We start from the raw sequence: 21,899 nt of genomic DNA, 5'->3' as shown, positions 1-21,899 counted from the left end.
GAGAGAGACATCATGACAATCAAGGTAAAGGGCTTGCGCTGGTGGATGATCGGCCTGCTGACGCTGGGCACGATCACCAACTACCTCGCGCGCAGCTCACTGAGCGTTGCCGCGCCCACAGTAATGGCGCAGCTGCATATCGGCACCCAGCAATACGGGTGGATTACGGGCGCGTTCCTGATCATGTACCCGATCGGCGCGCCGCTCACAGGCTATCTGATGGATCGCGTTGGGCTGCGGATGGGCTTTTTGATTTGCGGTGTCGCGTGGTCGTTCATCTGCATGGCGCATGGTTTCGCGAGCGGATGGGTGGGACTGTTTGTGCTGCGCGGCATGCTCGGTCTTGTAGAAGCATCGTTCATCCCTGGTGGCATGCGTGCGGCAGCTTACTGGTTTCCGTCGCACGAGCGCGGCACAGCGGCGGGTGTGTTCAATCTCGGGACGTCGACCGGCGCCATCCTTGCGCCGCCGTTGATCGCCTGGTCGATCCTGCACTATAGCTGGCAGGCAGCGTTCCTGATCGTTGGCGGTCTCGGTCTTGCCTGGTCGATGCTGTGGATGGTGCTCTACCGGCATCCGAGCCGGCACCCGGCGTTGACGAAGGAGGAGTCGGTGTATATCGGGGGAGGGGAGGAGTTGGCGTTGCGCCCGAGCGACGAGCCCAAGCCATCGCTGCTCGATATCCTGAAGGACCGGAATTTCTGGGGTATCGCCATGCCCCGCTTTTTCGCGGACCCGGTGTGGGGCACGCTGGGCTACTGGATGCCGCTCTATCTGTATCAGGCACGTGGCTTCGATCTGAAGGCGATCGCCCTGACGGCATGGTTGCCGTTCGTGGCCGCCGATCTTGGTTGCATGGTAGGGGGGCCGTTATCGGCATGGTTAAATCGCCGCTTTGGAACGCCGATCGTCAATGGCAAGCGAATCGTGTTCACGATGGCTGCGGTGCTGATGATTGGGATGGCCGGCGTCGGGGTGGTGAGCAGCCCGGCGATGGCGATATTCCTGATGTGTCTCGGTGGCTTCGCACACCAGACGCTGTCTATCACGGTGATCTCGATGTCGGCGGACCTGTTTCCGCGCCGGGAGGTCGGCACGGTCACGGGCTTGGCGGCGTTCGTCGCAGGGCTTGGCAATTTCTCTTTCACGATGACGATGGGCTGGCTCGTGAGCCGGGTGGGGTACACGCCGTTCTTCGTTGCACTCGGCATCGGCGACCTGATCGGCGCTACGTTGCTGTGGACGCTGGTAAAGCCAGCGCCCGCAGTCCTGCACACGAACGCCCCGCCAGCGGTGAGCACCTGATCCTGAAACCGTGAGCCGGCCTGGCGCCAGGCCTGGGCCTCAGTGACTGCTGCGGCGGCATCGTAATTTGTCGTAGCAATTTCGAGCAAAAAGGAAAACGTTATCCCTAATAAAGAAGGACTTGGAGACGCCTTGTCCGGTTTGCCAGTTTGATCGAGCGTCAGATTGAAGTCTGACCTGGTCTTACCACTTCTTTTCCGGTGCTCATGATGCAGTGCGCGTCCCGGTTTGAAGCGTTGTTGACATATAGAAAATTGACTAATGGTTTGGAGACTAGATGGAACAAACATTCAGATCGGTTGCACTGCCCAGTGGCATGCCGTCAGTCGCATGACCCGTCGTTGAATCTTTTAGAATCTAATAAGGAAGAAGGCTATGAAGCTAAAGGCTATTGGGAGCCTTGGGTTGTGCGCCGCCGGTATGATTTCGTCGGGCGCGATGGCTCAGTCAAGTGTCACCATGTATGGATTGATTGATACGGGCATTGGCTACGTCAGCAATCAAGGAGGGCACTCCAATCTGTCGTTGGTGCAAGGCGTTAAAAATGGCGACCGGTTTGGATTTACGGGAACTGAAGATCTGGGCGGCGGCACCCGCACGATTTTTACATTGGAAGGCGGCTTCAATAGCCTGAACGGAGCGCAAGGTGCAACCGGATACATGTTCAATCGTCAGGCATTTGTGGGTGTGACGAATGATACTTACGGTACCCTCACCGCAGGCCGTCAATACACGCCTTACTTTTTTACTGTGGGCGCATTATCAGGACTGGGAGGAGGGAGCACGCTCACTGGTTGGGCGGGCGCGCATCCTGGCGATATCGACGGCATGGATACGGGACTTAGAATCAATAACTCTGTTCTGTATAAAACGCCCCTCGTAAAAGGTCTTCAGGCCAGCGCAATGTATGCGTTTGGTGGTGTCGCGGGAGACATATCGTCGGATAGCGTCTACGGTGCTGCTTTGCAGTACGGTAACGGCCCATTTGAAGGCGCGATCGGTTTTAATAAATTGAATAATGGCGGAAAAAATCTGGTGACAAGCCCAACGCTGGGCAATTTTGCCACTAGCGCGATTAACGGTGGGTATCTCACCGCGGAAAGTGTGCGGATCATCGGTGCTTCAGCTCGCTACACAGTCGGCAAGCTGATGGTTGGTGTGAGCGGATCCAATGTGGCTTACGCACCAGGTCAATATTCATTGTTTACCGACAAGGCCATCTTCAATACTGCAGCTGTGTTCACCGCTTATAGAGCGAGCCCTGCTCTGACTCTGGGCGCGGGGTATGCTTATACGCATGCCAGCGAGTCCAACCGCGTTACAGATTCCGCCAGCTACAAGCAGATTACATTCGGGGAGATCTATTCACTCTCGGTGCGCACGAGAGTTTATTTTCTCCAGGCCTATCAACGAGCTAGCGGGCAAACCTTGTTTGCACCGCCGACTTCTGGGGTGCCTTCAGCGCCTGTAATTGAAAATGCAGTGGCGAGCGTTGGTGATGGACAAAATAGCACTCCGTCATCGGGACGTAATCAGTTCACTTTTGTGGCTGCAATTCAGCATACGTTTTAATGTGTCGACATTGACATAGCTTTGTAAAGCTTCGGAACAAGGATCAATCAAATTTTATTGTTTGGCGAATTGATTTTTTCCTTCCGAAGCTTTCTTGCAATAAGGTTTTCATCGTGGCACATCATCCTTGTTCTTTGTGCTTATTGAGAACCCCGCATATCGAGAGGAGATGGATTTGTCATATCTTGCACGTTCAGATGATTTTAAATTCAAGCGGGCCTTCTCGTCGCTTGGCTGCGGAGAGCATGAGTTGCAGGAGGTCATAGCGATCGCGCAACGCCATGAAATACCCTGCGTCGAGTTGCGTACGCTGGGTGGAATGGTGGATTTGCCTGGCTATTTCGCTGCGCGCCATGCCGTGCCGGAAAAACTCGCGGATCTGATGGACTCGACGTCCGTCCGAATTGTGAGCCTGGGCACCTCATTGCGTCTGATTGGCAATACGGCTGAAAGCCGTGAGGCATTTATCAGGTATGTCCCTTGGGCGGAAGCCTGCGGCGCGTCGACGTTGCGAGTGTTCGACGGTGGAACCAGTGGCAGCGTCGACGAAATCGAATGTGCACGGTCCACGCTCCGCTGGTGGCAGGAACTGCGTGCCGACAACGGCTGGAAAGTCGATATCGCCATCGAGACCCACGACGCGTTTGCGATCGAAGAGAACCTCCTCCGTTTTCTGGACGGTGGCGTGGAATGCCAGGTGCTGTGGGATGCCCATCACACCTGGCGCAAGGGCGGTGCGGATCCTGTCCGCACCTGGGCCATAGTGCGCGATAACGTGCGGCATATCCACGTCAAGGATAGCGTCGCCAGTGCACAAAAGCCCGCCGGGTATGCGTATGTCCTTCCGGGGGACGGCGAATTTCCAATGTCTGCGCTGCTTTCCGCGCTGCGCGCTGACGGGTACGACGGGGTATTGAGCCTGGAATGGGAGCGGCATTGGCATCCCGAGTTGCCGCAGCTTGACGCCGCACTATCCGCTGCGCGGGAGCGATCCTGGTGGTGAGGCTACCGTAGCGGAACAGGATGGCCGGCGCGCTATGCAAGATGCAATCGCATCGACAGCGAGACCGATTGGCCTGGCAGTGCCGCATGGGTCAGCGTGTCGAGTCCTCCCGCCTGATGTGTGCACGGTTCAAGGCACAAAAATCGCTCACCGGCCCGGTAGTGAACGACCAGATACTGTGCCTCGCGGCACGACAAGCTTATCCGTCGACCGGAGTTCGGGTAACGGATCACGGCTTCAGCGCGCGGCGTCTCGCAGAACCAGGTCAGTGTGTCCTCGGGCAGCGCGCCGTTTTGCAGACTCAGTCGCAATGGCATGTCGACTGCCTCGCGAACGGCAGGCAGCCCCGCGCTTGTTGCATCCGCCTGCCAGCGCGCGCTCGCGTTCACGGTTGCTTCGCTGCCGCTGTCGATCGAAAAATACGGATGAAAGCCCATGCCGATTGGCATGGGCCGGGCTGACTCGTTGAATACGGCCAGCGCGAGATCCATGCCGGCCGCATCCACGCTCACGCGCAGTTCCGATCGGTATGCCCAAGGCCACGCATCGGTTGCCGCGGCACAAAGCGCCATCGTGCAATGCGTGCTGGACGCTTCCACGACCGACCACGCCTGTCGCAGTCCCCAGCCATGCAGGAAGGCGGGTGCGTCGGGACTGGCAACGCGTATGACCTCGTTGCCCCATTTCAGTGTGTTGCCGTGAAACTTGTTTGTGTACGGCAGCATCGTGAAGCAGCCAGCTCTCGGCCAGCTTGAGGGATTAAAGTTGGCGACTTCAAGCGGCGCGAGATAGTCGAACGGTTCCGCCTCGCCAAGGTAGCGCAGGCGCCCGATACGGGCGCCGAGCGCAGGATGCAGTTCGATTTCAATGGGGCCGCTTGCCAGCCTTACCGCCGGGCTTGCCGACCGGTATGGCGTCCGCGATCCGGCTTTTTCATGCGAAGACATTGACATAGGATTTCTCGCGCGACAGGATGATTCGACACGATGTCGAGCTTTCAGGTTGTTTCGCGGCGCGGCGTGGATTCGCGCACGACAAGGCGTGGTTCGAGTAACGAGTATTCGCTGTCGCTTTTGCCGGCGAGTGCGTCGATCAGTTTGAGCATCGCCAGCTCGCCCATCCTTTCGCTTTGCAGATCGACCGTGGTGAGCGAAGGGGATGCGTATTCGCCGTAGGACACGTTGTCGAAACCGGCTATCGACACGTCCTGCGGCAGCGCGAACCCAAGTGCGCGTGCTTCCTTGATGAAGCCGAGCGCGATCAGGTCGTTGTAGCAGACCACCGCTTCGGGGCGGTTCGGTCCTAGCATGATGGCCGAGCAGGCGCGCTCGCCGGCTTGCGGCGAGGGCGCCGCCGCGTCGTACACGGTTGCGCTCAAGCCCTGTTCCTCGAGGCACGCCTGCACCCCGCGAATCCGCTCGCTATTCCAGCGCGACTGCTCGAAGCCGAGATAGGCGAAGCGCCGGTGACCTTGGTTCAGCAGATGGCGCGTCAGCATGTAGGCGGCGAGATAGCCGTCAGTGCCGACACTTGGGATCGGGAAAATCGCGCTGCGGCCGAACAGCACCACGGGCTTGTGCAACTCGAGCATCCACTGCACCGAATCATCGGGCATCCGGGAACTCACGATCATGCCGTCGACCCGTTGTGCGAGTGCTTCAATCAGCGTCCGCTCGCGTTCCTGACTTTCCTCCGTATCGACGAGCAGCAGCGTGTAGTCGTTCTGCAGCGCGATCCGGTTCGCACCCTTCACGATGTTCGTGAAGTGCGGGTTGCGGATATCGAGGATCGCGAGGCCGATGGTGCGCGTCTCGCCGGTAATCATCGAGCGCGCCAGCGGATTCGAGCGATAGCCAAGTGTTTCGATGGCGCTCTTGAGTTTGGCCTCGACCGGTGCAGAAAAGCGTTGCGAGCCATTCGTGTACTTCGACACGGTGGCGACGGAAACACCAGCGGCGGCCGCGACATCGCGGATGGTAGGGGAGGTCTTTTTCATCTGCTTGAGGATAACGTTTTCCAATGCTAGTTGAAATTCAGTTGACAGTAAACTACCACGATGAGAAGGCGCTGAGCGGTCGGTCGGCGGTCATCAGTCCGCAGTCGGGTTTTCACCAATTGGCACGAAAGAGGAAAACGATTGACTGGAAAATTCTCCCCTATTATATTTGGAAAACGTTTTCTGTCCCGGCGCAGTGAACCGACACCTCTTTGCGATTCGCCCCGGAGTGGGCGGACTTCAGAAATCCGAATACGCAGGCGAACAGTGAAACGATTTTTAGTTGGGCAAAACCTCACGCCGTCGGTTCGCCGTCGGCAGCTGCTTGGTGGGGTAGCCGCGATCCCGGCCATGTTGATGATGGCGGCGTTGCCTCGCGCAGCGAGCGCACAGGATGACGGCGTGAAAGGCGGCTTTGTGCTTTCGTCTGCGATGCGCGCGATACAAATACGGCAACGTGTTTCTCCGAACCTGGCACACCAGCTACAGTCGGCGGCGGACGCAGGTTTGGCTCGCGAGTTGCATCCACGTGCAGTCGTCCACACGCAGGGCTTGCTGCCGCACGAGCAGGACCGCGATGCGAGTGTGCAGTCGCAGGAAGACTGGCGGCAGACGCTGGTCCAGGCATTGGCCTGGTGTATCACGGGTAACCCGGCATACGAAGCCAAGGCCGTGGCGTATATCGATGCCTGGGTAGCAGGATATTCGCCCTCGTTCAATCCGATCGACGAAGCCGATCTCGTCGATCTGCTGCTTGGCTTCGACTTCGTGCAGGATCGGTTATCGCCCTCGAGCATCGACAAGACGAGGCAGCTCGGCCGCCAGATGGCGACGGGCTATCTGGGCACGAGACGCGTCGGCGATCCAAGCACCGGCCTCAACAACTGGCAAAGCCACCGCATCAAGCTGGCGACCGCCGGCGCTTATCTGTCGGGCGATCCCGCTCTGGTTGCGGCCGTACGCAAAGGCTTCCTCGCTCATGTGAGCGGCAACATTGGCACGGATGGTCGAACCTACGATTTCAACCAGCGCGACGCGATGCACTACGTCGTCTACGATCTTGAACCGCTGATGATGGCTGCATCGATGGCGGCCGCACATGGGGACGACTGGTACGGCATGGCGTCGTCACAGGGCGGGCTTGCCGCCGCGCTGCGTTGGCTCGAACCGTACGCTGCTGGCGACAAGCAGCATGAGGAATTCGTACATAGTACCGTGCGCTTCGATGCGCGGCGCGCTGCGGCACACGTCGAGGGCTACTCGGGCCTGTGGCAACGCGAGGAGGCGTCGAACCTCTACTGGATCGCCTCGCGCCTCGATCCCCAGTTCACACCCATGGCAAGCGCGCTCAATGCGCAGCCGGTTGTCCGCGCGCTGTTTGCCTGAACATCCCCGCATGGCCTTTTTTTCCGCAGAGCCCCCCTCACTTGCTCTGGCGCGACACGCTCCCCTGATCCCCTCAGTACTCGCAAACCCTTATCCAGAAAGGCTTTGCCCGTCGCTCGCCGGCGCCCGTGCGGCGCCGGTGTCGCATTTCCACATGTGGTTGTCGCAAATAGTCGGCTAGGCGTACTTTTTTCTGGCAACTATGTATGCACAGCGCGGACGGACGTCCGCCACTGCAGCAACTATCTTGCATGGGACCGGAATAAGAGCTTTGCATGGGACCAGAGTAAGCGCTAAAGCGCTAACTCTGGTCGACAGCTAAAGCGCTAACTCCGGTCGACATAGGAGAGCATTCAATGAATTCCCCGAAGGTCGTGGTCGAAGGGCTGTGCAAGGTGTTCGGCACCAACCCGAAACAGGCGATCGGCATGCTGGCCGGCGGCGCGACGAAAGAAGAAGTCTTCGCGCGCACCGGTCAGATAGTCGGCGTCCACAACGTATCGTTCGAAGTCAAGGAAGGTGAGATCTTCGTGCTGATGGGCCTGTCCGGCTCCGGCAAGTCGACGCTGATTCGCCTGATCAATCGTCTCGTCGAGCCGACGGCCGGCAAAGTACTGATCGACGGCCGCGATGTGGCCAGCGTACCGCGCTCCGAACTCACGGCGCTGCGCCGCAAGGACATGAGCATGGTGTTCCAGTCCTTCGCGTTGATGCCGCAACGCACGGTGCTGTCCAACGCTGCGTTCGGGCTGGAAGTGGCGGGCATCGGCAAGAAGGAGCGCGAGAAGCGCGCCATGACCGTGCTCGAGCAGGTCGGCCTCGCGCCGTTCGCGGAAAAGCTGCCGGCGCAGCTTTCAGGCGGCATGCAGCAACGCGTGGGTCTGGCGCGGGCGCTGGCGGTCAATCCGTCGCTGATGATCATGGACGAAGCGTTCTCCGCGCTCGATCCACTCAAACGCAAGGAAATGCAGAATGTGCTGCTCGATCTGCAACGCGAGCAACAACGCACCATCCTGTTCGTCTCGCACGATCTCGAAGAGGCGATGCGCATCGGTACCCGGATCGCAATCATGGAAGGCGGCAAGGTCGTGCAGATCGGCACGCCGCAGCAAATCATCACCAATCCCGCCGACGATTACGTGCGCGCGTTCTTCGAAGGCATCGATACCAGCCGTTATCTGACGGCCGGCGACCTGATGCAAACCGACGCCGTGCCGCTCATGCAGCATTCGCCGCAGATCGACGCTTCCAGTGTGGCCGCGACGCTCAATGGCAGCGCCGAGTACGCGTTCGTGCTCGACAGCGAGCGCAAGTTCCGCGGCTTCGTGTGCCGCGACGCGATGGGCAGCGCGTCGCCGCAACTCAATCACATCGAGTGCATCCGCCGTACGACGCCGCTGGACGACGTCGTCGAACGCGTGGTGGCGAGCCGCGCGCCGCTGCCGGTCGTCGAGGCGGACGGCTCCTACTGCGGTTCGGTCAACAAGACGAACGTGCTGAACGTTCTCACTCGTCATCGGGGTTCCCATGTCTGAAATCATTCCACTTGGCGCCTGGGTCGATCACGGCGTTCACTACCTGCTCGACCACGACGCAGCAACCTTCGATTCCATCGGCAAGGTCATCGAGAGCTTTGCCGCGCTGATCGAGCATGGCCTGCAAGCGGTGCCGATGTGGGCGCTGATGGCATTTTTCGTGGGCGTCGGTTTATGGCGGGTGGGCTGGCGTTTCGCGCTGTTCACCTTGCTGGCGATGCTGCTGATCTACGGCACCGGCTTCTGGGACCAGATGGTGATTACACTTGGCCTCACGCTCTCGTCGACCTTGATCAGCCTGTTGCTCGGCGTGCCGCTCGGTATCTGGACCGCGAAGAGCCGCACCGTCGAAATGATGGTGCGCCCCGTGCTCGACTTGATGCAGACCATGCCCGCGTTCGTCTACCTGATTCCGGCGGCCATGCTGTTCGGTCTCGGCCGCGTGCCGGGGATTCTCTCCACGGTGATCTTCGCGATGCCGCCTGCTGTGCGCCTCACGTCGCTCGGCATCAAGCATGTGAATCGCGAAATCGTCGAAGCAGGGCAGGCGTTCGGCTGCACGCCCTTGCAATTGCTCTACAAGGTGCAGTTTCCGAACGCGCTGCCGTCGATCATGACCGGTGTGAACCAGACCATCATGATGGCGCTCTCGATGGTGATCATCGCCTCGATGGTCGGCGCGGGCGGCCTCGGCAACGACGTGCTGGCGAGTATTCAGCGGCTCGATATCGGCCTCGGCTTCGAAAGCGGCCTCTCGGTGGTGATGCTGGCAATCATTCTCGACCGCATCACGGAAAGCTTCGGCCGCACGCCGGGCATGGCGCGGGCGCCGCTGCTGTCGGGCTTGCGCAGTGTCATGAAGGTGCGCCGGGCGCCGACGGCCCAGCACAGCTGAGCAACCTATGAAGCGCGACGCGATCGTCCCTGTCGAGCCCCAAGCCGATTCGCCGCTGTCCGGGCTCGCGCACTTCGGCTTTCTGACGCTGCCGAACTTTTCGATGATCGCGTTCACGAGCGCGGTCGAGGTGCTGCGTATGGCCAACTACGTGGGCCGCGCGCAGCACTACACGTGGTCGGTGATTACACCGGACGGCGAACCGGCGCGAGCGAGTAACGGTATCACCGTGAAGCCGACCACGACGCTGGCCGAAGCGGGCATGCCGGATGTGCTGATCGTCTGCGCCGGCTGGCATGTGGCGGATTACGTGGACGAGACGATCATCGCCTTGTTGCAAGAGGTTGCGTCGAAAGGCATTCCGCTGGGGGGCATTTGCACGGGGCCGTACGCGCTGCTGGCGGCGAACCTGCTCGACGGATATCGCTGTACCGTGCATTGGGAAGACATGTCGCCGCTGCACAAGCGTTACCCGCACGTGCGTTTCGCCGATGAATTGTTCGTGATCGACCGTGACCGGATGACCTGCACAGGAGGCACCGCGCCGCTCGATCTGATGCTGAACCTGGTGGGCATGCGTCTTGGTCATGCAGTCGCGGCGCAAGTGTCCGAGCAATTTATTGTCGAGCGGATTCGTGGGTCGACCGATTATCAGCATATTCCTGTCGACGCGCGGGTCGGTTTCTCGCGTGCGGAGCTGATCGAAGTGGTGCGCCTGATGGAAGCGAATATCGAAGAGCCGTTGTCGCTCGATGAGCTCGCGCGGCTCGTGCATCTGTCGCAACGTCATTTGCAGCGCATGTTCAAGATGTTTCTGAGCGTGTCGCCGACGCACTATTACCTGACGCTGCGTTTGCGTCGTGCTCGCGAGCTGTTGCGCAATACGGATGCGTCGATTGCGCGAGTAACGGCCGTGTGTGGTTTTCATTCGCCGTGTCATTTCAGCAAGGCCTATCGTGCGCAGTTTGGTCACGCACCGAGCGTCGAGCGGCGGTTGTCAGCGTGAGTTATTGACGTGGATAAGTTGGCGTAAATGAGTTGGCATCAAGGAAGTCGGCGCAATTAATCGCGCCTGGAAAATTCGGTTAATCAAACCGGTCTAGCTTCAAGCTTCAATCACCCTGAGGGAACGCCATGAAACATGTGTGGGCTGCGTCGTTGTGCGCGCTGTCGGTGTCGTCTGTTTTCGCTGCGGAACCTGCCACCTGCCAGGACGTCCGGTTCGCCGACGTCGGCTGGACTGATATCGCGGCGACGACCGGTCTCGCCTCGACGGTGCTCGAAGGCCTCGGCTACAAGCCGACCAAAACTATCGCTTCGGTGCCGATCACCTTTGCGGGTGTGAAGAGCAAACAGATCGACGTGTTTCTCGGCTACTGGTCGCCGACCATGGACCCGATGATCGATCCGTTCAGGAAGGCCGGTCAGCTCACCGTGCTGCCCACGCCGAACCTGACCGGAGCGAAATACACGCTCGCCGTGCCGGACTACGCGTATCAGGCGGGCATCAAAAACTTCTCCGACATCGCGAAGAATTACGACAAGCTCGACGGCAAGATCTACGGCATCGAACCGGGTAATGACGGCAATGCGCTGATCAAGAAGATGATCGACAGCAACCAGTACGGCCTTGGCAAGTTCAAGCTGGTGGAGTCGAGCGAGGCGGGCATGCTGGTCGAAGTGAATCGGGCGATTCGCGAGAAGAAGCCGATCGTGTTTCTCGGCTGGGAACCGCATCCGATGAACGTGCAGATGAAGATCGATTATCTGTCCGGTGGCGACGACGTGTTCGGTCCGAACTACGGCGAAGCCAAGGTGATGACGGTCGTCCCGACTGATTACTCGACGCGTTGCCCGAACGTCGCAAAGCTGGTGTCGAATCTACACTTCACGACCGACATCGAGAACCACGTGATGCTGCCGATCATGAACAAGACAGACCCGAACAAGGCGGCAAAGGATTGGCTGAAGGCGAATCCGGGTGTGCTCGACAAGTGGCTTGCGGGCGTGAAGACCTTTGATGGGAAGGATGGGTTGCCGGCGGTGAAGGCTTATGTTGCGGGGCAGTGAGGGTTGACTGAACGCCGGACACACTGCCCGAAACTCAAGCTCAGCATAGGCAACGATTGCGTTTGAAACGGGCGTGTGCTCCGGCCGCTAAACCACACGGTTTGGTTCGACCGAACGCACGCGCCGACTCGACATTTCAATACACCGGGCGATACCTGAAGGACCGTGATGCAAAGTCACGCACCGAGCTTAGAGCGAATGGCACTTACTTAAGTCAGCATGGAGGAGAAGACGCGGGTAAGTACTTGAAGAGAAACGGAGGAGGCTGATCCAGGGATTGATAGGATGGTTGTTACTAGGCAAACACCCGTCTCATTCCAAGGACCAGCCCCCATGGATCGTAATGCACGAAGTCATCACAGGCAAACACTAGGCGGCGTTCAAAGCCGGGCACGCAGAGCCCAGGCGGTTGACTACTTCAACATATTGACGAGCCCCGGGCTGTTGGACATAACGGAAGCGCATTTGCCAGAACATCGGGAACGACTGTATCCGCCGACGGTGACGCTGTCGATGTTCATGCGCCAGGCGCTGGAAGAGGACGCCTCGTGTCAGAAGGCGGTCAACGGGTGGGCCGCGCAGCGAGCTGCCGACGGGCTGCGACCCATGAGTGTGCGTACGGGAGGCTACTGCCGCGCTCGCCAGAGACTGCCGCTGACGATGGTGCGAGAGTTGACGCGCGAGACAGGACGTCAACTGCACGAGCAGGCCAGACCGGCCTGGAAGTGGCGCGGGCGCCCGGTCAAGCTGGTTGACGGTACAGGGATCTCGATGCCCGATACGCCGTCGAACCAGGCCCGCTTCCCGCAATCCGGTTCTCAGGCCGAAGGAGTGGGATTTCCGTTAGCCTATCTGGTTGCGGTGATCTGTCTGGCAAGCGGCGCATTGCTGGAGGCGGGTGTTGGAACGTACGCAGGCAAAGGCAGCGGGGAGCTGACGGCGTTTCGCATGCTGCAAGATACGTTTTGCAAAGGTGATGTGATCGTCGCCGATGCCTTGTACTGCCACTACTTTCTGATGGCCTCAATGATCGCCGCCGGAGTGGATGTCGTGATGGAACAGCATGGGGCGCGCCGCACCGACTTTCGGCGAGGCAAGTCGCTGGGCATGCGCGATCACATTGTGACGTGGCCCAAACCCCGGCAGCGTCCCGACTGGATGACGCGTGAGCAGTACCAGGCCTTCCCCGATGAACTGATGGTGCGCGAGTCCAGGCTGCATCACCGGGTGCTGGTCACCACGATGCTTGATGCACGCAAGACCAGCAAACAGGACCTCTCGCAGTTGTACGCCAGGCGCTGGAACGTGGAACTGGATCTACGTAACATCAGGACGACGATGGGTATGGACGTACTGCATTGCCAGACCGCCAACATGAACGAGAAGGAGATCTGGGTCCATCTGCTGGCCTATAACGTGATCCGGTTGCTGATGGCTCAGGCCGCGAGCCACTATGCCACCGATCCGCGAACACTGAGTTTCAAACACACCGTGCAGTTATGGACTGAATGGCTGGCCCGAGGTCTGACAGCGACCCACGACCAGAGTCTCCTGTTCAACCTGATCGCGCAGTCTTGCGTTGGGAATCGCCCCGGTCGCATCGAACCACGAATGCGGAAACGAAGACCGAAGTCTTACCCATGGCTGAAAGAGCCTCGTCACATCGCACGCGAGCGCGTCCGAAAATATGGGCACGCGCCACGGGCTTAAGTAAGTGCCATTCAGCTTAGAGCTTGTTATGAACTTTGCAGTATGGGAGCGGCATGAACGAGCATCAGGATGGCGAAAACAACGAAATGCAAACCGGCCAGAGTGCCGGAGTTTCAAGGGGCCGTTCATAGTCGCGCGCGAGCCGTCGAAACCAGTTGAGCCAACCGAAGCTGCGTTCAACCACCCATCGTCGAGGCAGAAGAACGAATCCATTTTTTGGCCTCCGGCAGCTTGATGACTTGCAATTCGATACCTTCATCACGCGCGGCTTTCGCGGACTCTTCGCCCGTATAGCCCTGGTCGGCAAAGGCCAGCTTCACTGTCTGGCCACTCACCTGCGGTACCTGCTGCGCCAGCTCCTGAACCTGGGCACGCTCCTGTTCGCTGGCCGGCGTCACTGCACCGCGAGCAGATGGTCCAGCGTATCGACCGCCATGTGCACCTTGCTGCCGTTCATGCGCTTGTATCCGTCATACCCCGCGCGCGCTATCAAGCGCGGTGCGTTAGACACTTCTCGCAAATCATGCTTGGGCTGGGACGCTTCCTTATTCATCAACGTCAGGTAAGGGACAACAAAGCTCCATTCTTCGTCCGACACATCACTCAGGAGTGGAAGTTGATTTTCATCAAGCGAACGGTTGTACGTTACGCAAATGGATTCGCGCTTCAGGTATAACGCGACGGTAAGTATCGGTTTGAAAAAACTAGCATACGAAGGCGATAGCACGGGCCACGGCGGAGGAATTTTCACCGATTCGAGGTACAGGTCGCGGGCGGCCTGAATGTCGAAGATCCGGCTGGTGGCAATTTCACGTTCCCCAACTGGTCCGACGCTCCCCTCAAGGATGTGAAGGGCGATATGAACTTCGGGTTTTCTGAATAGGCGGAATCATGGCAAATACGACACCGCCGAGTTCGCCCAGCACTCGTTTGAAGCAGCTTGGCTTTGCGTTTCCGTTTCGCAAGAAGGGGCAAGGCAATGCGGGCTCATCCGCTGACTTTACTGATGAGCACGATTTCCACAAAGTATTGAAACAGGAACCGTCGGGCTCCTTTTCGGTCAGCGGCAAGGGAATGTGGCATGGTGGAATTCATGTTACAGAAGCCGGGGCGGGTCGATTTCTGGACCTGAAACATGGCGTGCGATGCATTGCCGGGGGCGAGGTGGTTGCCTGGCGTGTCAACCGCACCTACCTGGTCAGCGAGATTCCTACCCAGAACGGCAAGCCGGCGATCAGCGCATCGTATAGCACGGGGTTTGCGCTGGTACGTCACTCGATGGAGTTTCCGCGAGGTACCACGCTGACGTTTTTCAGTCTGTACATGCATCTGCAGGATCTCGCGGGCTATGAAAGTGATGCGTCGCGGCTGAAGCCTGCGTACTGGTCGATGCAGTTGAAGGTTACTGGGTTCGCCACGGACAAACCTCACGCCGGCCCGAACGGCCAGGTGGCGCCCGCCGGACAGCAGGGGCTAAGGATACGTGCGACGAAACCACACGGCACGGTCCTCGGCATTTTGCCGCAAGGAGCACTGGTCAGCATCGGCCAACGCGATGGAGACTGGGGCAGGCTAAAGGATACGCATGGGGCGCAATTGCTTGCGCCGACGGCGGGCGGGCTTGTCGCTGCGAATGCTGCGAGTGGATGGATCTTCCTGGGCAGGGAAAACGGCGGTCCCGTTGTCGAGGAAATCATGCCGGACTCGTCGCTTGATCGCGTGGTGGTGCCATCCACGCCGGTTCACATCAATGCAGGCGACCTGATCGGTCATCTGGGCCGCTACGACTCGTTGAGTCAGCCGACCTCAAACCGCATGGTCCACATTGAGGTGTTCTGTGACGACAGCATCAAGTCGTTCATGGAGCAGGGTCGAACGTGGATCAGCAACAACGGGGCGAATCCCGACCGATGGCAGCAATTGGGTCTGCCAGGCGCCCCGACGATCCTGCGCGTCGACAAAAATACCACGTTGTATAGGTTAGCAAACCAGCAGGGACAGGATGCGAAACAAACGGGCGTGATCCAGGTCGCTGCGCTCGCCGAGATGGCGAAGCATAGCGAAAAGCAGGTCATGGAAACCGCACCGGGTCCGGACGGCCTGAAGCTGCGCTGGTTGCATGTGGACAGTGCGGACGTACAGGGCCATGCCATCGATGGCTGGGTGCGGGAGCAGAGCTTTGCGGGCGGTCGGGTGACCCGCGAGTTTGCGCAGAAGTGGGTGGACTTCCAGACCCTGGAGGACACGCATGATCCGACGAACACAATGTTTGCAACCACGAAAGCATTTGTCGACTATGCGATCGGCGCGGACGTGCCGGAACCGGGAGCGCTCGGCAAACTCAGTCCGCTGATGGCATCAATCTATCGAGCGATATATCCGACTGGATACGGCGGCAGGGCCGCGGATGAGCTCTGCGCCGCCGCGGAGAATCCGTGGACTGACTTGCGCATGTCAAGGTTGATCGTCAGGCACGAGAGCGAGTGGGCTAATCCGGACAAGTGGACGCAACTCATTGCGGAGATCGAAAAGCAGACGGGCCCGCAAGCTCAGCACGAGGCGGAGCAGAAGCGGATCGAAAAACTTGTCTGGTGGGACGACGTCAAGAGCCACTTGACTGACCTGCCTAGGTCAGATGTTTTTCATATTCATCCGATCGGACTGGTGGGAAATTTCTTTCGTGCCCCGGGCAAAATCACCGTTGAAATGCTTAAGCGCATCTTCACAGAGGCATCGACTGATCAGCTGAAGATTGTGGCGGATGAACTCAATCCCCGTCTCGGCGACTACAAGCTTGGTTCGTCACTTCGGTTGTCGCACTTCTTTGCCCAAATCCGGCAAGAGGCGGGCACCAGTCTTAACACGTCGGAGAACCTCAACTATCGGTCGTACGTATTGTCACAAAAGTTTTCGTATTTCTCAGCACATCCGGGCGAAGCTGAGTTGTACGGAAAAACCGCGTCGCACGCGGCGCAGCCAGAACCTATTGCAAACCGTGCCTACGCACACAAAATCGGAAATGGCTCTGTGGAGAGTGGCGATGGTTGGCGGTACAGAGGCAGAGGACTTAAGCAACTTACCGGGAGAGCCAACTATGGTGGCTTTCAGAGTTTTTATCCCACTTTGTGGGCTGGCGACGACGTCAATTTTATTGCTAATCCTGATTTGGTATCAGAAATGCGGTATGCAGTGCGTTCACCGATCTATTTCTGGATTGCCAATCATCTGCCGGAGATTGCTGACACGGGACACACGGACGACGTAGTCGATAAGATTACGGCAGTTATTAATCTCAATACGGACAGCTACGGTGCTCGGAAAAACAACTTTCACGCCATATGGAACACCGGAATTTTCAGAGAGGTTGGCCAATGAGAAAACGTGTTTTAACAACCGTTGTGCGACTGTTCATTCTGAGTTTGAGCCTCACCCTTTTCTGGTCCGGTATATCGAGCGCAGCCGAACAGCAGAGTTACCGCATCCCATTTTTGGGTGGCGGAGCGAACATAGAGTTCCATTCGGAGCAGAGCCAGGATGGAGATGGGGTAGGGGTATATATAACAGGTGTGACAGCAACGGGCAGTGTCTTCGTTGATTTTTATGAAGCAGAAGGCGGGGTTACTCCGGAAATAAAGAGCGTATTCGTGAATGGAAAAAAGCCGAAGAAGCTTTTTATCATAGTGGCATGGGCTGCTGACAGTCCATCCATAGGAACCGGGGGAAGCATTTATCAGGTGTTTGCCTACGACGAACGGATCGAGAAACGCGGGGCGTTGCCGAAGTTGCGACAGGATACCGGACTGACCAAACGCTTCGGCGTTGGCTTCGATGGTACGCGCGAAGGACAGTCTGTAACAGACAAATATAAGAACGCATCAGCTGTAAAACGTCAGCTCCTTGAATGGGGCTACAAGTGATTTCATTGAAGCGACGTCAGGCTTATAACCAATGCGGACTCGTCTGGCGAATTGTCGTTTACTCTCGTAATTTGGGCGACAGATGGCGCGAGATTTGACTGGGTGGGCACATGAAGAGCTGTAGGGTTTGAGTTTGGGTGTGGCGCGCCGCCGCGCGCATGCTGATGAATGTGACCGATCAGGTCAGACGGTGATTTCACATCGTTGCCAGCCACGAAGTGCGCACCTGCTTCCCGCTGACACCAGCTCGCAACAGCAGCGCATCCGTGAACAGCTTGTGTGGCCGGGCGTGCATTCTGATATCGGCGGCGGGTATTGTCCCGGCGAGCAGCGGCGTTCCGACCTGCTCGCGCTAACCGCGCTCAAATAGCCCGAGCCCGCCCCGGAAAGGTTTCGTCATATCCCGAGCCGTCATCCACTTCGGCCGCCGTACCACGTTGCTCACGGTACATCATCGGCGGCAGGCCGAACTGCTTGCGGAATTCGCGGCCCAGATGCGACGCGTCGGAAAAGCCGCAGCTCGACGCGATATCCGCCACCGTTTTATCCGAACTCGTCAGCAGCCACGCAGCAGTGCGCAAACGCACCTGCTTTGCATACGCCTGCGGCGCCTTACCGGTTTGCGCCTTGAAGAGCCGTTCGAGCTGACGCGGCGACAGATCAAGCTTGCGCGCCAGTTCATCGAGCGACAACGAACGCCCCACATGCTGCTCCATCAGCAGAATCGCCCGCTTCACCTTGGGATGCGCGGCGGGCGCCAACCCCGGTGGATGCGGCTGCGGCGCATTACCCTTCTGCATATCGTCGACCAGCAGGATGCGCAGCGCCTTTTGCACGGTTGCGGTTTCAAAGTGGCGCAGCAAAATCGCGGCCGCCACGTCGATCGATGCCCGTCCCCCAGAACACGTAATGCGCCGACGGTCGATCACAAACAGCCGGTCCGCTACCAGTGCATCCTCATTGACCGACGGAAAGCGCTCGATGAAATCCCAGTAGTGAAACCAGCTCACGCAGATACGGTGGCCTTCCAGCACGCCCGCGCGCATCAGCGAAAACACACCCGTGCACATGCCGACCAGCGTTGCATCGGTGGCGGCAGCGCGGCGGATGAAGGCCAGCGTCGCATCGCTCGCGGCCGGCCCCGAATGCAGCAGGCCACCCACCACGACGACGTAATCGAACGGTTCGGCGTTTTCGAACGTCTCCCACGGTGTGATCTGGATGCCGCAACTCGCGCGCACCGGAGCGAGGGTTTCCCCTATTACGCTCCACGAACAGCGCACAGGCTTGCTGAAGTCGCCTTCATCCGCGGACAGGCGCAGCAGGTCGACGAACCCCGAGAACGCCGTCAGCGTGAAGTTCGGCAGCAGGATGATGCCGAAGCGGATGCGCTGCTTCGAGGGGCCGTCGATCGATTGAAGGGGACGCTGTTCAGCGGAATTCATGCATGCAGCCAGCAAGGGAAAGGGTTGAATCAAGCATAGCACCGGGGATAGGCGGCGCTTCATTGGGCCAATGATCGGGCCATTCATTGGGACCGTTTCAGCACAGCCCCAGCATCGCCAGCCGCAACCTCCGCGCCTGTCGCAAATGCGTCAGAAGTCATCGCAAATCCGCCGCTGCGCTTGGGGCGCGGGCCGTTTGACGACACTATCCCACTGTCATGCCGTTTTTATTCTATCGGTCGAATTTGACGTGCGGTGCAATAGGGCCTAGTTCAAGCCAAACCCGGCACCCCAGGTATCGCAACGTAAAAGGCACACCATGAACGTCAGCGTCTTCGATCTGTTCAAGATCGGCATCGGTCCCTCCAGCTCACACACGGTCGGGCCGATGATCGCTGCATGCCGCTTCGCCTCGCATATCGAAGACGCCAATCTGCTGGGCTTCGTGCGCCGCGTCAAGGTCGAACTGTTTGGCTCGCTCGGTGCGACCGGGAAAGGGCATGGCACGGACAAGGCGGTGCTGCTCGGCCTCGAAGGCAATCTGCCCGATCTGATCGACCCGGACGTGATCGAACCGCGCCTGCAGGCGATCCGCGAGACGAAGCAACTGGTGCTGCTTGGCAAGCACCCCATCAAATTCGACGAGCGCGAACACCTCGGTTTCTTCCGCAAGCTGATGCCGGGCGCGCCGGGTTCGAGCATCGTGCATCCGAACGGCATGCGTTTTCAGGCTTTCGACGAAAACGGCCAACTGCTGGTGGAGAAAGAGTATTACTCGGTCGGCGGCGGCTTTGTGATCAATCGCGAAGGCGACCGCGTCAATGGCCTGCGTGCCGGCGCGGAAGTGCCGTATCCGTTTCGCACCTGCGACGATCTGATGCGTGTCTGCCGGGAAACGGGTTTGTCGATCGCCGAGGTGACGTTGCGCAACGAATGCGCGTCGCGCCCCGAACAGGAAGTGCGTGAAGGGCTGCTGGCGATCTGGCGTGTCATGTCCGCCTGCGTCGAACGCGGCTGCAAGGTGCGTGGCGAGTTGCCCGGCCCGATGCACGTGAAGCGCCGCGCGGCCGACCTGTGCGCGCAATTGCGTTCGCACTCGGAAGAGTCGCTGCGCGATCCGCTGTCGATACTCGACTGGGTCAATCTCTACGCCATGGCCGTGAACGAAGAAAACGCAGCGGGTGGGCGCGTCGTCACGGCGCCGACCAACGGCGCGGCCGGCGTGATTCCCGCGGTGCTGCATTACTACGTGAAGTTCATGCATGCGTCGAACGACGAGGGCATCGTCACCTTCCTGCTGACGGCTGCCGCGATCGGCATCATCTACAAGGAAACGGCCTCGATTTCGGGCGCCGAGGTGGGCTGCCAGGGCGAGGTGGGCGTTGCGTGTTCGATGGCCGCGGCGGCGCTCGCCGCGGTGATGGGTGGCACGCCGACGCAGGTGGAAAATGCCGCCGAGATCGGCATGGAGCACAACCTCGGCATGACCTGCGACCCGGTTGGCGGCCTCGTGCAGATTCCCTGCATCGAACGTAACGCGATGGGCGCGATCAAGGCGCTGAACGCCGCGCGCATGGCGATGAAGGGCGACGGCCAGCACTATGTATCGCTCGACAACGTGATCAAGACGATGCGCGAAACCGGTGCGGACATGAAGACCAAATACAAGGAGACGTCGCGCGGTGGACTCGCCGTGAACGTCATCGAGTGTTGAACAAGTTAAGAATCAAAGAGTAACAACAGGACCCAAAGGACCAACGATGAGCCGCTATTCGATATTCAGCCTGTTGCGCAACGGGATGTCGTATCACGAGAACTGGGAGCGCCAGTGGAAGAGCCCGGAGCCCAAGCGTGAGTACGACGTCGTGATCGTCGGCGGCGGCGGGCATGGTCTCGCCACTGCCTATTACCTCGCGAAAGAGCACGGTGTGCGCAATATCGCCCTGCTGGAGAAAGGCTGGATCGGTGGCGGCAATACCGCGCGTAATACGACCATCGTGCGCTCGAATTATCTGTGGGACGAGTCGGCCGCGCTTTATGAAAAGGCGATGAAACTGTGGGAAGGTCTGTCGCAAGACCTCAACTACAACGTGATGTTCAGCCAGCGCGGCGTGATGAACCTTGCGCATACGCTGCAGGACGTGCGCGACACCGAACGTCGCGTGAATGCAAACCGGCTGAACGGCGTGGATGCCGAATTCCTCACGCCGGAGCAAATCAAGGAAATCGAGCCGACCATCAATCTGAACAGTCGCTACCCGGTGCTCGGTGCGTCGATCCAGCGGCGCGGCGGCGTGGCGCGCCACGATGCGGTGGCGTGGGGCTTCGCACGCGGCGCGGATCAACACGGTGTCGACATCGTCCAGAACTGTCAGGTCACGGGGATTCGCCGCGACGGCAGCCAGGTCGTTGGCGTGGATACCACCAAGGGTTTCATCAAGGCGAAGAAGGTTGCAGTGGTCGCGGCGGGCAATACGTCGACGCTCGCCGATATGGCCGGCATCCGCTTGCCTTTGGAGAGCCATCCTTTGCAGGCTTTGGTCTCAGAGCCGATTAAACCGGTCGTCAACACGGTGGTGATGTCGAACGCAGTGCATGCGTACATCAGCCAGTCCGACAAGGGCGATCTGGTGATCGGCGCGGGCGTCGATCAGTACACGGGCTTCGGCCAGCGCGGCAGTTTCCAGATCATCGAAGGCACGCTTGAAGCGATTGTCGAAATGTTCCCGGTGTTCTCGCGCGTGCGGATGAACCGCCAGTGGGGTGGCATCGTGGACGTGTCGCCGGATGCGTGCCCGATTATCAGCAAGACCGACGTCAAGGGCCTTTATTTCAACTGCGGCTGGGGCACGGGCGGCTTCAAGGCGACGCCTGGATCGGGGTGGGCCTATGCACACACAATCGCGAAGGACGAACCGCATCCGCTGAACGCGCCGTTCTCGCTGGACCGTTTCTACACCGGCCACCTGATCGACGAGCACGGCGCTGCCGCTGTTGCCCACTAACACGGCAATCAATTGCATGGGACGGGAGTAGGTGCTTTGCATGGGACCGGAGTAACGCGC

16 protein-coding genes and 1 pseudogene are annotated in these 21,899 nt (G+C 59.2%); 13 read left to right on the top strand and 4 right to left on the bottom strand.

All coding sequences use genetic code 11. From position 1 onward, the window contains the following. Positions 1–12 precede the first annotated feature (12 nt). The 3 genes from GNZ12_RS16765 to GNZ12_RS16755 all read left to right on the top strand — a co-directional run bounded on the left by GNZ12_RS16765 (position 13) and on the right by GNZ12_RS16755 (position 3,880). Positions 13–1,305 carry an MFS transporter gene (locus GNZ12_RS16765; RefSeq protein ID WP_172311640.1) on the top strand — a complete coding sequence of 431 codons (1,293 nt, stop codon included), beginning with the start codon at positions 13–15 and terminating at the stop codon, positions 1,303–1,305. 375 nt (positions 1,306–1,680) lie between these two features. After that, entirely contained in the window at positions 1,681–2,877 is a 1,197-nt protein-coding gene (locus GNZ12_RS16760; protein ID WP_172311638.1) for a porin, read from the top strand. A 169-nt stretch (positions 2,878–3,046) separates the two neighbouring features. Further along, positions 3,047–3,880 carry a sugar phosphate isomerase/epimerase family protein gene (locus GNZ12_RS16755; RefSeq protein WP_172311636.1) on the top strand — a complete coding sequence of 278 codons (834 nt, stop codon included), beginning with the start codon at positions 3,047–3,049 and terminating at the stop codon, positions 3,878–3,880. Positions 3,881–3,912: 32 nt separating this feature from the next. Here the strand turns inward: GNZ12_RS16755 and GNZ12_RS16750 are convergent, their stop codons facing one another. Both GNZ12_RS16750 and GNZ12_RS16745 read right to left on the bottom strand, forming a co-directional pair. Next, entirely contained in the window at positions 3,913–4,833 is a 921-nt protein-coding gene (locus GNZ12_RS16750; protein ID WP_172311634.1) for an aldose epimerase family protein, read from the bottom strand. A gap of 44 nt (positions 4,834–4,877) precedes the next feature. Next, positions 4,878–5,876, bottom strand: a complete 999-nt coding sequence (locus tag GNZ12_RS16745; RefSeq protein ID WP_172311632.1) for a LacI family DNA-binding transcriptional regulator — start codon at positions 5,874–5,876, stop codon at positions 4,878–4,880. 507 nt (positions 5,877–6,383) lie between these two features. Here GNZ12_RS16745 and GNZ12_RS16740 point away from each other — a divergent pair. From GNZ12_RS16740 to GNZ12_RS16715, 6 genes are all read left to right on the top strand, one after another. Beyond that, the gene (locus tag GNZ12_RS16740; RefSeq protein WP_172311630.1) at positions 6,384–7,262 is read left to right on the top strand and encodes an alginate lyase family protein; all 879 of its coding nucleotides are present in this window, start codon (positions 6,384–6,386) and stop codon (positions 7,260–7,262) included. Between the two features lie 356 nt (positions 7,263–7,618). Then, positions 7,619–8,797 (top strand): quaternary amine ABC transporter ATP-binding protein, encoded by a 1,179-nt coding sequence (locus GNZ12_RS16735; RefSeq protein WP_172311628.1) that lies wholly within the window; start codon positions 7,619–7,621, stop codon positions 8,795–8,797. Further along, the gene (gene choW, locus GNZ12_RS16730; RefSeq protein ID WP_172311626.1) at positions 8,790–9,692 is read left to right on the top strand and encodes a choline ABC transporter permease subunit; all 903 of its coding nucleotides are present in this window, start codon (positions 8,790–8,792) and stop codon (positions 9,690–9,692) included. Before GNZ12_RS16735 ends, choW begins: the two co-directional genes overlap by 8 nt. A gap of 7 nt (positions 9,693–9,699) precedes the next feature. Then, entirely contained in the window at positions 9,700–10,698 is a 999-nt protein-coding gene (locus tag GNZ12_RS16725) for a GlxA family transcriptional regulator (RefSeq protein WP_172311624.1), read from the top strand. A 128-nt stretch (positions 10,699–10,826) separates the two neighbouring features. Continuing rightward, on the top strand, positions 10,827–11,762 hold the full coding sequence (locus GNZ12_RS16720) for a choline ABC transporter substrate-binding protein (protein WP_172311622.1): 936 nt from the start codon (positions 10,827–10,829) through the stop codon (positions 11,760–11,762). Between the two features lie 333 nt (positions 11,763–12,095). Then, positions 12,096–13,472 (top strand): IS4 family transposase, encoded by a 1,377-nt coding sequence (locus tag GNZ12_RS16715; RefSeq protein ID WP_172311620.1) that lies wholly within the window; start codon positions 12,096–12,098, stop codon positions 13,470–13,472. A 26-nt stretch (positions 13,473–13,498) separates the two neighbouring features. Here the strand turns inward: GNZ12_RS16715 and GNZ12_RS16710 are convergent. Continuing rightward, positions 13,499–14,127: pseudogene (locus tag GNZ12_RS16710) on the bottom strand (transposase). 236 nt (positions 14,128–14,363) lie between these two features. Between GNZ12_RS16710 and GNZ12_RS16705 the strand changes: the two are divergent. Continuing rightward, complete coding sequence (locus GNZ12_RS16705) at positions 14,364–16,847, top strand: glycoside hydrolase family 19 protein (protein ID WP_172311618.1); 2,484 nt, start codon at positions 14,364–14,366, stop codon at positions 16,845–16,847. Continuing rightward, on the top strand, positions 16,844–17,389 hold the full coding sequence (locus tag GNZ12_RS16700) for a hypothetical protein (protein WP_172311616.1): 546 nt from the start codon (positions 16,844–16,846) through the stop codon (positions 17,387–17,389). Before GNZ12_RS16705 ends, GNZ12_RS16700 begins: the two co-directional genes overlap by 4 nt. A gap of 362 nt (positions 17,390–17,751) precedes the next feature. On the opposite strand, the gene GNZ12_RS16690 is transcribed toward GNZ12_RS16700, so the two are convergent. Then, positions 17,752–18,834 carry a GlxA family transcriptional regulator gene (locus GNZ12_RS16690; RefSeq protein ID WP_172311612.1) on the bottom strand — a complete coding sequence of 361 codons (1,083 nt, stop codon included), beginning with the start codon at positions 18,832–18,834 and terminating at the stop codon, positions 17,752–17,754. 319 nt (positions 18,835–19,153) lie between these two features. On the opposite strand from GNZ12_RS16690, the gene GNZ12_RS16685 reads away from it, so the two are divergent. Together GNZ12_RS16685 and GNZ12_RS16680 are read left to right on the top strand one after the other, a co-directional pair. Beyond that, positions 19,154–20,548 carry an L-serine ammonia-lyase gene (locus GNZ12_RS16685; RefSeq protein WP_172311610.1) on the top strand — a complete coding sequence of 465 codons (1,395 nt, stop codon included), beginning with the start codon at positions 19,154–19,156 and terminating at the stop codon, positions 20,546–20,548. A 46-nt stretch (positions 20,549–20,594) separates the two neighbouring features. Then, on the top strand, positions 20,595–21,839 hold the full coding sequence (locus tag GNZ12_RS16680; protein ID WP_172311608.1) for a sarcosine oxidase subunit beta family protein: 1,245 nt from the start codon (positions 20,595–20,597) through the stop codon (positions 21,837–21,839). The last annotated feature ends 60 nt before the right edge of the window (positions 21,840–21,899 follow it).

This window comes from Paraburkholderia solitsugae, assembly GCF_013177695.1.
In the GTDB taxonomy this organism is placed as follows: Bacteria; Pseudomonadota; Gammaproteobacteria; order Burkholderiales; family Burkholderiaceae; genus Paraburkholderia; species Paraburkholderia solitsugae.
Note: the sequence above shows the minus strand (reverse complement) of the source record. Positions and strands in the feature narration are given on the sequence as shown.